Below are 13,031 nucleotides of genomic sequence, written 5' to 3'. Positions count from 1 at the left end.
CGTGTCTTTTAACAATATTTATCGCATCTCCGGATCGGCGATGAATGCACAGACTATCCGGTTGAATACTATCGCCAGTAATCTTGCTAACGCCGATACCCCGGCAACCAGCGCTGCGACCGCATATAAAGCACTTAGCCCCGTATTTTCGGCTGTTTATGACAATACTAACCCGGGTATTTCCGGCGCCCGGGTGCAGGTGTTGGATGTCGTTGAAAGTGGCGGAACTGTGCAGCGCTATGAGCCGGGGAATCCGTTGGCAGATGCGCGCGGGATGGTTTTTTATCCGGATATTAACAATGTGGAAGAAATGGCGGACATGATGTCCGCATCACGTAGTTTTGAGACCAGTGTTGAGGTGCTCAATAGCGTCAAAAGCATGCAGCAAAGCGTGCTCAGGCTAGGGGAAATTTAATGGATATTAATCCACTTAACAAAGCGCCGCTTCAGGCTGACAGCTCGGACTTACTGCCGACGAAAAATGGTGATGCATCCGGCGATATGTTTCTTAAACTGCTGGTGGCGCAGATTGAAAACCAGGACCCGACTAATCCGACGGATAGCGCACAGTTTATCAATCAGTTTTCACAGCTGTCGCAGATTGAATCGATGAACAAAATGACCCGCGAAATTAATAAAGTGGGCACATTGGTTGATAATATTCAACTGCTTACCCTGAGCTCTCTTGTCGGCAAGCAGGCCTACGCCGAGGGAAGTCATATTACTCTGCAGGAAAATAGCAAAGCTAACGGTCGCCTGCATCTGGCCCATGCGGGCGCGAACCTGACGTTGCATATCAAAGATGCAACCGGGCAGGAAACAGTGATACCGCTGGGTGACCAGCCAGCCGGGGATGTCAATTTCACTATTGATGCGACAAAACTCGGACTCAGAGCCGGTAAATACAGTCTCAGTGCTGTGGCTGATGGGGGGATGCAAAATATCCCAATGGAGCTTTCAGGCATTGTAAACAGTATACGTGTCGATCCGGATAGTAATCTTCCGGTACTGACGCTTTCTGGTGTAGGCGACGTGCCTTACACCCAGCTACGTCAGTTTGGAAGTCGTAGTACCGCGTGATTTTTAAGGGATTAATTTATGAGTTTTAATATTGCTAATTCAGGCCTCAACGCTTTATCTCATCAGCTGAGCGCTATCAGTAACAACATTGCTAACAGCGATACCGTTGGCTATAAGTCAATGCGCGCAGAATTTTCCTCGCTCTATGCCGGTAATCAGCCACAGGGCGTTAGTGTTGAGCGTATTGCACAGAGCATTGGGAAGAACGGGAATCTGGTTGCTGCGTCCAGCGACCTCGATCTCGCCATTTCCGGGGGCGGTTTTTTTATTACTAAGGATAATGCGGGCAACACAAGCTATACCCGTGCCGGTTATTTTCAACTGAACAATGAGGGATATCTGGTAAACAACGCTGGTAAGCGTGTTCAGGGGTATTCGGTTGATGCTAATGGCCAGTTGCAGACCGGAATAGTGGGCGATTTATCCGTTAGCAACGGCACTATTCCAGCGAAGGTGAGCGATCAGATGAAGTTTGCTGCCAACCTGAATGCAGATGCACCTGCGATGGATGACAGTCGTTTTGATCGCAACGATAATCAGACTTACAACCAGGTTTTCCGCACGCCGATCTATGATTCGCTTGGACGTCAGCACAGCCTGGAGCAGTACTTTGTCAAAACCAACGAAGGACAATGGCAGGCGCATTATTATATTGATGGTAACGCGACTGAACCAGCTGGACAGCAGTTCAATTTTGACGCGAACGGCCTGATGGTTCAACCCGCCGATAAGCTGCAGATTAATTACAGTCCTGCGGGCGCCTCAGCGATGAGTATTGGCACGGTATATACCGGCACAACGCAATTTGCCAGCGATTTTAACGTCACGACCAATAATACCAACGGCTATGCCAGTGGCGAGAGAAACGGTCGGCAGGTCGATGCAGATGGCAAGATCTACGGTACTTACAGCAATGGCCAGCGTCAGTTGCAGGGGCAGTTAGTGCTGGCAAACTTTACCAATCCCGACGGACTTGAGTCGACAGATGGTACGGCATGGGCGATGACCAACCAATCTGGACAGCCGCTGCTGGGAACGCCGCAAATTGGCAGTTACGGCAGTATCAAATCCTCAACCCTGGAACAGTCAAATGTTGATATTACTAATGAGCTGATGGGACTGATGTCAGCGCAGCGTAACTATCAGGCTAATACTAAAGTCATCTCAACTAACGATCAGATGATGAATGCTCTGTTCCAGGCGCTTTAATTATGGATCGTTTGATTTATACCGCGGTGAGCGGTGCTAATCGTAGCCTGATGCAGCAGCAGATTCACGCCAACAATTTGTCAAATGCCAATACTGATGGCTTTCGTGCCGATCTTGAGCGAGCGTCCAGCCGGGTGATAAATGGCGAGGGTTATCACAGTCGCGTTCAGGTTAGCAGCGCCAACGGCGGCATTGATCTGACGCCCGGAGTGTTGCAGGAGACCGGGCGTAACCTGGATGTCGCCATCAAAGGCAATGGTTTGATTGCTGTGCGGGATGCCGGTCGTGAGGCTTACACCCGCAATGGTCATATTGAAGTCGATGACCAGGGCAACCTCACTATCATGGGTAAACCGGTGCTGGGCGTTGGCGGGCCGATTCAATTACCGCCTTTTTCACAAGTTTCCATCGGCGTTGATGGCACTATTTCCTTGGTGCCAGCCGATGGCGACGTTCAGGCAGCCTCCGACGTCGACCGTATAAAACTGGTCGATATTGCAGGCGGCCGGCTCAGCAAAAACAACAACGGTTTTCTGGTAACCAACCGCGCTGTCAATCCTGGCAGTGAAGTGGTTCGGTTGACGTCGGGGCACCTGGAGGCCAGCAACGTTTCAGCCATTAACGAAATGGTGCAGACCATCTCACTGAGCCGTCATTTTGAGACCCAGATCAAAATGATGAAGGTGGCAGATACGCTTGCCCAGGCGGGAAATCGTCTGATTCGTGGAACTTGATATAAGGATATAACAGGATGAATCCCGCACTTTGGGTGAGTAAAACCGGCCTTGCGGCGCAAGACGCCAAAATGGCCGCCATTTCGAATAACCTTGCTAACGTCAATACGACTGGTTTCAAACGTGACCGCGTGGCTTTTGAGGATCTCTATTACCAGACTCAGCGCGTACCTGGTGCCATGTTAGACCAGAATAACACTGCGCCTGGCGGTATTCAGTTTGGTAGCGGTGTTAAAATCCTCGGCACGCAAAAGCAATTCACGATGGGGCCGATTCAGAATACTGAGCAGGATCTCGACGTGGCGATCACGGGGCAGGGGTTGTTTCAAGTTGAAACCACCAATGGTGATCTCGCCTATACCCGCAATGGTAATTTTCGGGTCAATGCCGATGGTGTTCTGACCAACTCTCAAGGGTTGCCGCTGGTTCCTCAGATAGAGCTGCCGCAAAACGTGCAAAAAGTCACCATCGGCAGGGATGGTACGGTCACCGCCACGGTCGGTGGAGAAGCTGAGCCGGTGGAGTTAGGGCAGCTCACGCTGGTAACATTTGTCAATCCGTCAGGTCTTGAGGCGCTGGGCGACAATCTTTATCGCGAAACGGTTGCCAGCGGTGAAGCCAATGAAGGCGTACCTGGTGAAGATGGCATTGGATCTTTATTGCAGGGCTCGCTTGAAGGCTCCAACGTGCAGGTAGTCGAAGAGATGGTCGATATGATCACCGTGCAGCGCGCCTATGAAATGAATGCCAAAATGGTCTCAGCGGCAGACGATATGTTGCGATTCCTTACCCAGCAGATGTAAACCTCAGGCGGAAGCACTGCTTCCGCCGGAAATCCGATCATGATCAATACACGAATAAAGCAGCTTATAGCCTGCACCTTACTGTCATCCTGTGGATTAACCGGCTGCGAAAGCCAGGCGCTGTTGGTACACAAGGATGACGCAGCTTATGCCCCTCCGGAATGGAACCTCGAGCCGCGAAGAATGCCGAGTGGTGGTGGGGTATATCAGTCAAATTATGGCTGGTCGCTAACTCAGGATCGGCGTGCCTACCGCGTTGGCGATATTCTGACGATCCGTCTTGATGAATCGACACAGTCCAGCAAACAGGCAAAAACCAATTTTGGCAAAAAAAACGATGTTGAGCTGGGCGTCACGTCGCTGTTCGGTAGGGCCGAGAGTAATCTGGACAGTGCAATAAACGGTGACCGGGATTTTCGTGGCAATGCCAGTTCTACGCAGCAAAATATGCTGCGCGGCGCTATCACAATTTCAGTTTACAAGGTGTTGCCTAACGGCGTACTCGCCGTGCGCGGAGAAAAATGGTTAACGCTTAACCAGGGTGATGAGTATATGCGAGTGACCGGCCTGGTGAGCCCTGAGGATATCGCAAGCGATAACACGATTTCTTCACAGCGTATTGCCAACGCCCGTATTTCTTATGCCGGACGCGGCGCGTTAAGCGATTCCAACTCTGCGGGTTGGCTTACGCGCTTCTTTAACCATCCACTGTTCCCATTTTGAGGGGGGATATTATGTCGATCCGCTTTTTATCGCGATTGCTTGCCGTATCGCTCATTGCAGCCAGTGCCGGGCTGAATGCGGAGCCACTTGGCAACCTGGTTGATATTCAGGGGGTCAGGGGGAACCAACTGGTTGGCTATAGCTTGGTGGTGGGTCTTGATGGTACTGGCGACCGTAATCAGGTTAAGTTTACCAATCAGTCATTAGGAAATATGTTGCGTCAGTTTGGCGTTCAGCTGCCACCACGTGTCGACCCTAAGGTAAAAAACGTTGCGGCGGTGACACTGAGTGCAACGCTACCGCCAATGTATGCGCGCGGTCAGACCATTAACGTCACCGTCTCTTCAATTGGCGATGCGAAAAGCCTGCGCGGGGGAACCTTGCTGCTGACACAATTGCGCGGCGCGGATGGGGAGGTTTATGCCCTGGCTCAGGGAAACGTTGTGGTCGGAGGCATTCGTGCTGAAGGTGACAGCGGATCCAGCGTGGTGATCAATACGCCGACGGTCGGCCTTATTCCTAACGGTGCAACAGTCGAGCGGGAAATTCCCAGCGACTTCCAGCAAAACCCGGCGGTGATGCTCAATCTGAAGCGACCCAGCTTCAAAACCGCCAATACTATTGCGCAGCAGCTGAATAAACACTTTGGTAGCCGAACGGCGGAAGCAAAAAGCGCGACCAACATTGAGGTTCGTGCGCCAGTTTCTGCTTCTGAACGCGTAGCGTTCATGTCGATGTTGGAAGATGTACAGATTACCGCTGATGCCGCTCCGCCGCGGGTTGTTTTCAATGCCCGCACGGGTACTGTTGTTATTGGAGAAGGGGTCGTGGTTCACGCGGCAGCGGTTTCCCACGGAAATTTATCGGTCACTATTCGTGAACGGCCGACGGTGAGTCAGCCTGGCGCGCTCAGTGGTGGCTCAACGGCTGTCACACCGCAAAGTGATATCAGTGTCGATCGCGGCAATGGGCAGATGGTGGTCGTACCCGAAGGGACTAGCCTGAGTAGTATTGTAAATACTATCAACAGCCTCGGTGCATCGCCGGATGACACTATGGCGATTTTGCAAGCGTTGCATGCCGCTGGGGCGCTCGACGCCGAATTGATAGTGATATAGGAATTCAGATGATTAATTCTATCGATACTTCATTGACGACGCCTGCTGTCGGAGGGCCGAAGATACGCAACCTTGACCAGGCTGCTGAGCAGTTTGAAGCCATGTTTTTGCGCACAATGCTAAAGGAAATGCGTAAGGCAAGCGACGTTATGAGCAGCGAGGACGGCATGTTCAGCAGTCAGGAATCGCGCAGGATGCGTGATTTTCTCGATGATGCACTGGCACAACAGCTGGCCAGTCAGCGCAGCACCGGCATAGCAAATTTGTTGATCAAGCAGCTTTCGCCGCAGGAAAAATAGTGTTGGAAATTAATTTTTGGGCACGATGCGTCGCTATTGCATAACGAGAAGTGCGGGAATTAAATCACAGGGAGAATAGCGGTGAGTTTAAGCGATATCGGATTTAGCGGCGTTCAGGCTGCACGTAGTGGCCTGAACGCCACAGCCATGAATCTTGCCAATATCATGACGCCGGGATACAGCCGTCAGCGCAGCGAGCAGCAATCAGTTGGCCCGGCAGATAATAATCGTTTAAATAGCGGCGGCGGCGTGGAGGTCATCGGCATTCGCCGGATGGCGGATATGTATCGATCGGCGCAAGTCTGGCAAAGCAACAGTGAAACGCAATATTTTAATCAGACGCAGAGTTGGTTAACCAGCCTGGAGACATTTGTCAGCTCGGCTTCGGGTGAATTGAATAGCAGTCTTGATAGCTTTTTTGACTCACTGAACGCTGCCAGCACGAAGGCCGATGATTTGGCGCTGCGCCAGGATGTGCTGGCGCAAGCGAAATCACTGGCGCGACGGTTTAGTAACACCCAGCATTTTCTGCAGAGCCAATGGAGTGACACCGGCAATCAGCAGCGGACGTTAGTACAAAGCATCAATCAATACAGTGCGGGCATTGCCAAATTCAATGAAAGTATTGTCCAAACTGAGGCCGCAGGCGGCAATACTAACATTCTTCGCGATCAGCGTGATGAGCTGGTAAAGTCCCTAAGCAGCCATATTGCCGTTCATGTAAATGAAAGCGATAAGGGCGAATATCAGATTACGCTGGCCGATGGTCAACCGCTGGTCAGCGGTGGTGAGGCCGGTCGTCTGGAGATCAAATCGGGCAACAGCGCCCAGAATGAATTATGGTTGAATTTCTCTCATAGTCAGCTACGCGAGGATACATCCTGCGGTGGCGATCTTGGTGCGTTATTTGACTATCAGCAGCAGATGCTGAAACCGATCTACAGTGCGTTACAGGGAATGGCGCATAACCTGGCTGATGCTTTCAATGAACAGCAGGCGAAAGGGTTCGATCTGAATGGAAACCCCGGAGAGCCACTGTTTACATTCAATAGCAACAATCAGCAGGGTATGCTGCAAGTCACCGATCTGTCACGGGGAGCGCTGGCCTTCTCTTCTGAATCAGGAGAGATAGGTGATAATCGCAACCTGCTGGCGCTTATCGCTATCAAAGACCAGCAGATGGATATCCCCGGTCTGGGCAAGCTCAGCCTGGGCAACGCCAGTGCGATGTTAATCAATGAGGTTGGCACGCAAAGCTCGCAGAATCAGAACGAGCAGCGCGCTGCACAGTCACAACTGGATATCGCTCAGCAGCAGCGAGACAGCGTCAGTCAGGTCGATAATCAGGAGGAGAATTTAAACTTGATGGCTTACATACAGGCTTATCAGGGCAACATGAAAGTTATCGCAACGGGCGATGAGTTGTTGAGAAGCGTACTGGCATTATTTTGACCGGAGGACTTATGCGATTTCCAAATCAGATGCTTTTTAATTCGCTGCAGAATAGTTATACCAACAGCAATGTACACATGAATAAACTGTTAAAGCAAATTGAGGCAAACAAACGGATCCTAGTACCGTCAGATGATCCCGCCGCCAGCGCCCAGCTACTTATGCTACGTCGCGGCATGGCGGATTCTGAACGATATCAAAGCAACATTGAAAGCCTTTCTGGCCAGCTTTCACAGCAGGAAATTCAGGTTAGTGGTAGTAATAAGCAATTGCTTTCTATTCTCGATAGCTTACGGGAAGCTAACAACAGCGATTTAAGCGCTGCTGATATGAGCGGCTATGCCCAATCAATTCGCGCTAACGTCAGTGCCCTGGTAGGCATGGTCAATGCACGTGATGATAATGGCCACTACTTTTTTAGCGGTACGATGAGCGACAAAGCGCCGCTTGTCAGAGGTGCTAACGGCAAATGGTTATTTCAGGGCAATCATAACAACACCGCTATTTCGGTTGGGAACAGCAATAGCGTTGAAAGTCGCGTCGATCTGGTTTCAGCACTGGGTGGTAATGTATCGGTATTGAATAACCTGGAAGATTTGCTGAATAAAATGGATGATCCCACGTTGGAATCCAGTAGTTATCTCAGTGATATCAGTAGCATGATTGGTCAGGTAAACGACGCTTTTGACGGAAGCGCCTCGTTACTGTCAGAGCTGGGGACCCGGCAGAATATGCTGACGCAGATGAATGAAACGCATGAGGATAGCCTGGTGATTAATCAGACGATGGCCGATCAACTTGAAGGGCTGAATCTGCCGGCCGCTCAGATGGAGTTTCAAAAATATACGATGGTAACGGAAATTTCGATGAAAAACTTTGTCAAAATACTTAACCTTTCACCCTTTGGGCAGGGATAACGTAAGACGATGCAGATAGATAATCGTAATCTTTCGTCCCTGTCTGGCGTCCAGCTTAGTCAGACCAAAGCGACCGGGCAGGCGGCGAAGGTTCAAAACGGCAATAATGGAAAACGCCGTCAGGATAGCGCTTTTCCAGACTCACCGCTAATTTCCTCGCAGCCGCTACGTTATGGTACACAGCTCAACCAACAATTAACGCGCGTCCAGCAGGCCGATGATTATCTGAAAGCGGTTGAGAGCCGGGTAATTGCCATACAGCATGCATTAAATCAACATAAAACCTCTGTGGTCATTGCCGACAATATGCGGCAATTACAAGATCTTCTGACAGAGCGCGCAACAAAATCTGGCGGAAGCATTGATCGTCAGCTCAAGGTCAATTTCGAACAAGATGCCCGGGTCAATTTCCGTCTTCCTGGGAGCGAGCAGTGGGTTGATAGCAAGCAGCATGAAATGCTGACGTTTTCTCTGACGGGAAATTCGCAGGAAATTAGTGCTGCGGTGTTACCTGCGGGTGGTTCGCCTCAACAGATAGTCCAGTTGCTTAATCGTACGCTTGGCAAGTGGGGAATATCCGCCTCTACGGCCCCTAAAGGAGTGCCACAATTTCAGGTTGATGAAGTAAAGTGGTCACGTGTCAGTCAGCAACTCAGCGTTCAGGGTAGCGGTGGTCTTTATCCTGCTGGTGAGTTCTTTCCAATAAAACCCGAATCAGATCCTTCACTGTCAGATCTGCTTCAACAGCCTTTATCGGCCAGACGTATGTTACCGGTTATGGAAAAAACGCTCACCATGCTTAGCGTTCAACGTGAAGTTTTGCAGGAATCACAGCGCAAAGTTAAAACACGGATTGAAAGTATGGCGACGTTCAGTCCGCAGCTGTCGGCATTAAGCTCGGCAAGAAGGCTGGCAGAGCGGCTCAGAGACAGCGATTTTCTTTCGTTAAATCAGGCCCTGTTGGCACAGGCAAGGGTGCCTGCAGCCAGGGTCAGAAACGTACTAAGCAGAAGTGGTTAGAATCAAGAGTAAAGGTGATAAACTCACATCAGCATATCAGCCCCATGCTAAGAGGTTGGTCGGAATGTCAGTAACAGGACCCGTCATTTTAACGGGGTCCAGCGTCGCGTTATTTTTGATATGGAAACAACGCGATACGGTGATTAACTGGCAAGCCACCGAGTATTTACTGCTTAGTTGGAGGTAACATTTTGAGAGGGCAAATGGCTTAGCCTTTCATAAGGTTCGTCATGAGATGTAGGCAAAAGAGGTGCCAGTTTTACGTTGTCCCATAGGTTGTGGCTTAGTACCTCAGGTATTTTCGTTTCCAAAAATAGTGACTTAACGAGTACCGCGCTTAAAATGAACACTAATGCCATTTGTACTAAAAATAACCGTTGCCAGAGTTTGTTCGGCCGAAATTGGGTGGTGATGGTTGTGGGGCGTGAACGCGCCTCTGGCATCTGTGTGTAGGAAGAATCAACGGTCTCTTTCGTATGTAATGGCTGAGCCCATATTTCGGCCCCGTCAGCTAACACTGGCTCGATTTGAACGGTTAGGTTCTGACAATACTCAGCCTCAAGCATGTAGCCTTTTTTAGGAATGGTTTTGATAATAAATTTTTGTTTACTATTATCGTCAAGAGCGACGCGTAGTGCATGTACTGCATTAGGTAGACTGTTGTTTCCGATTACGCGTTTTTCCCAAACTTTGGCATTAAGTTCATCTCGCGAAAGTATCTTACCTGCATTGTCGGCCAGCACTTGTAATAGTCTGAACTGAAATTCGCCCAGCCTTCTCTGTTCATGACTTTCCTTATGTATAAGTGACGAACTATCGCCGTCCAGTAACCAGTTATTAATTGTAAATTTGGCGTTCATCTTTTTGTCTTCCTGATTGACTAGCCTTATTCTGGTCTTCCTGCCAGAACATATAACATCTTGAGTTTAGGTTCTAATCTCGTTTTTTTAAAAATGTAATATATCAATTAATTTGATTAATTAAGTAATGAGAGTGGATCCCATTTCGATCTATATATTCATAGAGTGCGTTGCAGAAATTTTATATTTTTTTTCAGAAAAATTCAAAGATCACTGCTTTAACCTTCTGAAGAGTAAGCTCAGATGTTGGCTACCGGCTTGTTGCTACTCATCTCGGAATACTACTGCTGGAGGGGCTCTCAACGTTAACGTTTAGTCAGTAAGCAAAAGAAATCAAATAACTATCTGTTTTACAAGTATTTATTAGAAAAATGAAAAAAAATTCTCTCTGAGTTTAAGAAATGACAAAGGGGGGTCGTTTTATTCCTTTGCAATTTTCAATAATTTAAAGAGAGAAACGGTATGCTTTCTATTTTCACTAACTCTTCAGCAATGACCTCAACTAACGCCATGAATCGTGCAAATGCCACGTTACAGACGGCCATGCAACGTCTGGGTACAGGTAAACGTATCAACTCAGCGGCTGATGACGCGGCCGGTTTACAGATCGCAACCAGGCTGCAGGGACAGTCAAATGGGATGACAGTTGCACAGCAGAACATCGGTAAAGCGACCTCCATGCTGCAAACTGCGGAAGGTGGTTTTGATGAGATCACTAATATTCTCTTCCGCATGAAGGACTTGGCAACTCAGAGTGCCGATGATACCAATGGCGATGATGATCGTAAATCGATACAGGCTGAGTTTACTGAGCTGAATAAAGAACTTAGCAATATCATGAATAATACATCTTATGGATCTGAGAAGTTGTTTGCCAGCGGCTCTACGACTGGCGATGCCACCGCTGATGGCGATACTTCAGCAGCAAGTACTGCTGGCAAGCTGACGAAGGCGATGCAGTTTCAGATCGGTGCTGGCAAGGATGAGGTGCTGAAACTGGACATCAGCAAGCAGCTCTCCGCAGTGACTACGGCGCTTAATGGCTTGTCTGCTGAAGATGCCGTAACCACCGGCACTAGCGCAAATACTATGATTGGTCAAGTGAGCGATGTGCTGAATCAGGTGACGGAGATCCGCTCCAGTCTGGGCGCTAATATTAACCGCCTGGGACATACGTCAAACAATCTTGCCAACATGAAAGATAATACGGATAACAGTATTGGCGTTATTCGGGATACCGATTATGCCAGTGAATCATCGCAGATGACCCGCCAACAGATGCTGGCGCAAAGCAGCCAGTTAATGCTTAAGCAGGCAAACAGCATGAGTGGCATGGTAATGAGTTTCCTTAACTGATAGGTGAGAGAATGCACCGACCTTTTAGGCGGTGCTTTACCGTACTACCTTGAAGACTTCTAAAACTAAACACTCAATGGTCAGATAAAGATAAGCAAATTCGCCGACAATCTTTCCTGACAGATCACCCGTAATAAAAGGTGTATCTCATGATTTCGCTTTTTACCAACCCATCAGAAATGACGTCCGCCAACGCGCTCAACCGTGCAAATAAAGTCCTGCAGAGTGCGATGGAGCGTCTCGCTACCGGCAAGCGTATTAATTCCGCGGCAGACGATGCGGCAGGGTTGCAAATCGCCACCCGCCTACAGGGCCAGTCAAATGGGATGACAGTCGCGCAGCAAAATATCAGTAAAGCCAGCTCGATGCTGCAGACGGCGGAGGGGGCTTTTGATGAAGTGACCAATATCCTTTACCGCATGAAGGACCTGGCGACACAAGGGGCCGACGACACCAACGGAGCCAGCGATCGTGATGCGCTCCAGTCTGAGTTTACAGCACTGAACGATGAGCTGACGAATATCCTCAAAAATACCACATACGGTAGCGAGAGGCTGTTCAGTTCAGCCGTGTCAGTGAAAAAGCCTGAAAAAGAAGTTGTTCCACCAGCAGCTGAATCGCCTACAGTACCTAAGGATTATTCCAAACCGGAGGATGGCTATAAATTCAAGATTGAAATATTGCCTACCGATAGTGAAAAAATAATACATTACACGGTGAATTATTACCTTAGGGATGGTACGGAGGGAAAAGTGAATTTTGCTCCAGGAATCCCGGGATATGATTTTATCAACGATTATTATCGAAGAGGTGAGACTACGACTGATAGAGCACCATGGCTGGATCCCTCGGCAGCGTCAGCTTCGTCTGCTGAATTGAAGTCTCACTCGGCACCGTCAGGGTCACCCTCCATCTGGATAGACACTTCGACAGCGCCAGATTTGCCTGCCGAATCTGATCCAGCCTCAGCACCGGACCCGGCCCCGGCTGCGGCATCCGATGGTCCCTCGGTGACTATTGAGACGCAGGGCAAACTGACAAAGGCGTTGCAGTTTCAAATCGGTGCCGGTAAAGATGAAGTGATGAAGCTTGATCTCAGCGAGCAAATCAATGATGTCGCCTTGGCGATTGGCGAACTGGGCGTAGCCGGTCACGATCTGACCACCGGAGCCAGTGCAAATAGCATGATTGGGCGGATAAGCGACGTGCTGAATTCTGTCGGCGCCATCCGCTCCAGCCTCGGTGCCAGCATCAACCGTCTGGGCCATACTTCAAATAATCTTGCCAATATGAAAGATAATACCGATAACAGCATCGGCGTTATCCGTGATACCGATTATGCCAGTGAGTCATCGCAGATGACCCGGCAGCAAATGCTGGCGCAAAGCAGCCAGTTGATGCTCAGGCAAGCCGGGAGTATGAGTTCTATGATATTGAACTTTCTTAAATAATTATAGCAT

The 13,031-nt window shown here is 49.4% G+C and carries 14 protein-coding genes; 13 read left to right on the top strand and 1 reads right to left on the bottom strand.

Annotation, left to right across the window (positions count from 1 at the left end):
- Window position 1 precedes the first annotated feature (1 nt).
- From flgC to BM191_RS09815, 11 genes are all read left to right on the top strand, one after another.
- Window positions 2-415, top strand: coding sequence for a flagellar basal body rod protein FlgC (gene flgC, locus BM191_RS09865; protein ID WP_092877688.1), 414 nt, complete (start codon window positions 2-4; stop codon window positions 413-415).
- Window positions 415-1,080: a flagellar hook capping FlgD N-terminal domain-containing protein gene (locus BM191_RS09860; RefSeq protein WP_092877686.1), complete on the top strand. Its 666-nt coding sequence runs from the start codon at window positions 415-417 to the stop codon at window positions 1,078-1,080. Before flgC ends, BM191_RS09860 begins: the two co-directional genes overlap by 1 nt.
- 18 nt (window positions 1,081-1,098) lie before the next feature.
- The gene (flgE, locus tag BM191_RS09855; protein WP_092877684.1) at window positions 1,099-2,289 is read left to right on the top strand and encodes a flagellar hook protein FlgE; all 1,191 of its coding nucleotides are present in this window, start codon (window positions 1,099-1,101) and stop codon (window positions 2,287-2,289) included.
- Window positions 2,290-2,291: 2 nt separating this feature from the next.
- A complete protein-coding gene (locus BM191_RS09850; RefSeq protein ID WP_092877682.1) occupies window positions 2,292-3,023 on the top strand; it encodes a flagellar basal body rod protein FlgF in 732 nt (243 codons plus the stop codon).
- Window positions 3,024-3,040: 17 nt separating this feature from the next.
- Window positions 3,041-3,826: a flagellar basal-body rod protein FlgG gene (flgG, locus tag BM191_RS09845; protein WP_092877680.1), complete on the top strand. Its 786-nt coding sequence runs from the start codon at window positions 3,041-3,043 to the stop codon at window positions 3,824-3,826.
- 39 nt (window positions 3,827-3,865) lie between these two features.
- The gene (gene flgH, locus BM191_RS09840) at window positions 3,866-4,549 is read left to right on the top strand and encodes a flagellar basal body L-ring protein FlgH (RefSeq protein ID WP_092877678.1); all 684 of its coding nucleotides are present in this window, start codon (window positions 3,866-3,868) and stop codon (window positions 4,547-4,549) included.
- A gap of 11 nt (window positions 4,550-4,560) precedes the next feature.
- Window positions 4,561-5,667, top strand: a complete 1,107-nt coding sequence (locus BM191_RS09835; protein ID WP_092877676.1) for a flagellar basal body P-ring protein FlgI — start codon at window positions 4,561-4,563, stop codon at window positions 5,665-5,667.
- A gap of 8 nt (window positions 5,668-5,675) precedes the next feature.
- Complete coding sequence (locus tag BM191_RS09830; RefSeq protein WP_092877674.1) at window positions 5,676-5,966, top strand: rod-binding protein; 291 nt, start codon at window positions 5,676-5,678, stop codon at window positions 5,964-5,966.
- A gap of 81 nt (window positions 5,967-6,047) precedes the next feature.
- Window positions 6,048-7,418: a flagellar hook-associated protein FlgK gene (gene flgK / locus BM191_RS09825; RefSeq protein ID WP_092877672.1), complete on the top strand. Its 1,371-nt coding sequence runs from the start codon at window positions 6,048-6,050 to the stop codon at window positions 7,416-7,418.
- 11 nt (window positions 7,419-7,429) lie between these two features.
- A complete protein-coding gene (locus tag BM191_RS09820) occupies window positions 7,430-8,335 on the top strand; it encodes a flagellin N-terminal helical domain-containing protein (RefSeq protein ID WP_092877670.1) in 906 nt (301 codons plus the stop codon).
- 9 nt (window positions 8,336-8,344) lie between these two features.
- The gene (locus BM191_RS09815; protein ID WP_092877668.1) at window positions 8,345-9,355 is read left to right on the top strand and encodes a hypothetical protein; all 1,011 of its coding nucleotides are present in this window, start codon (window positions 8,345-8,347) and stop codon (window positions 9,353-9,355) included.
- Window positions 9,356-9,528: 173 nt separating this feature from the next.
- Here the strand turns inward: BM191_RS09815 and BM191_RS17540 are convergent, their stop codons facing one another.
- A complete protein-coding gene (locus BM191_RS17540) occupies window positions 9,529-10,215 on the bottom strand; it encodes a winged helix-turn-helix domain-containing protein (protein ID WP_092877666.1) in 687 nt (228 codons plus the stop codon).
- A gap of 462 nt (window positions 10,216-10,677) precedes the next feature.
- Between BM191_RS17540 and BM191_RS09805 the strand changes: the two genes are divergently transcribed.
- Both BM191_RS09805 and BM191_RS09800 read left to right on the top strand, forming a co-directional pair.
- A complete protein-coding gene (locus BM191_RS09805) occupies window positions 10,678-11,571 on the top strand; it encodes a flagellin N-terminal helical domain-containing protein (protein ID WP_092877664.1) in 894 nt (297 codons plus the stop codon).
- Window positions 11,572-11,720: 149 nt separating this feature from the next.
- Entirely contained in the window at window positions 11,721-13,022 is a 1,302-nt protein-coding gene (locus tag BM191_RS09800; RefSeq protein WP_092877662.1) for a flagellin N-terminal helical domain-containing protein, read from the top strand.
- Window positions 13,023-13,031 lie beyond the last annotated feature (9 nt).

Origin of the sequence: Izhakiella capsodis (genome assembly GCF_900115045.1) — a bacterium.
Taxonomy (GTDB): domain Bacteria; phylum Pseudomonadota; class Gammaproteobacteria; order Enterobacterales; family Enterobacteriaceae; genus Izhakiella; species Izhakiella capsodis.
The sequence above is the reverse complement of the archived record's forward strand: the minus strand, read 5'-3'. Positions and strand labels throughout refer to the sequence as shown.

Excerpts from the sequence above, each read along its gene's own strand:
- BM191_RS09860 (WP_092877686.1), top strand. The coding sequence starts at position 415 with ATGGATATTAATCCACTTAACAAAGCGCCGCTTCAGGCTGACAGCTCG.
- flgE (WP_092877684.1), top strand. The coding sequence starts at position 1,099 with ATGAGTTTTAATATTGCTAATTCAGGCCTCAACGCTTTATCTCATCAG.
- BM191_RS09850 (WP_092877682.1), top strand. The coding sequence starts at position 2,292 with ATGGATCGTTTGATTTATACCGCGGTGAGCGGTGCTAATCGTAGCCTG.
- flgG (WP_092877680.1), top strand. The coding sequence starts at position 3,041 with ATGAATCCCGCACTTTGGGTGAGTAAAACCGGCCTTGCGGCGCAAGAC.
- flgH (WP_092877678.1), top strand. The coding sequence starts at position 3,866 with ATGATCAATACACGAATAAAGCAGCTTATAGCCTGCACCTTACTGTCA.
- BM191_RS09835 (WP_092877676.1), top strand. The coding sequence starts at position 4,561 with ATGTCGATCCGCTTTTTATCGCGATTGCTTGCCGTATCGCTCATTGCA.
- BM191_RS09830 (WP_092877674.1), top strand. The coding sequence starts at position 5,676 with ATGATTAATTCTATCGATACTTCATTGACGACGCCTGCTGTCGGAGGG.
- BM191_RS09820 (WP_092877670.1), top strand. The coding sequence starts at position 7,430 with ATGCGATTTCCAAATCAGATGCTTTTTAATTCGCTGCAGAATAGTTAT.
- BM191_RS09815 (WP_092877668.1), top strand. The coding sequence starts at position 8,345 with ATGCAGATAGATAATCGTAATCTTTCGTCCCTGTCTGGCGTCCAGCTT.
- BM191_RS17540 (WP_092877666.1), bottom strand. The coding sequence starts at position 10,215 with ATGAACGCCAAATTTACAATTAATAACTGGTTACTGGACGGCGATAGT.
- BM191_RS09805 (WP_092877664.1), top strand. The coding sequence starts at position 10,678 with ATGCTTTCTATTTTCACTAACTCTTCAGCAATGACCTCAACTAACGCC.
- BM191_RS09800 (WP_092877662.1), top strand. The coding sequence starts at position 11,721 with ATGATTTCGCTTTTTACCAACCCATCAGAAATGACGTCCGCCAACGCG.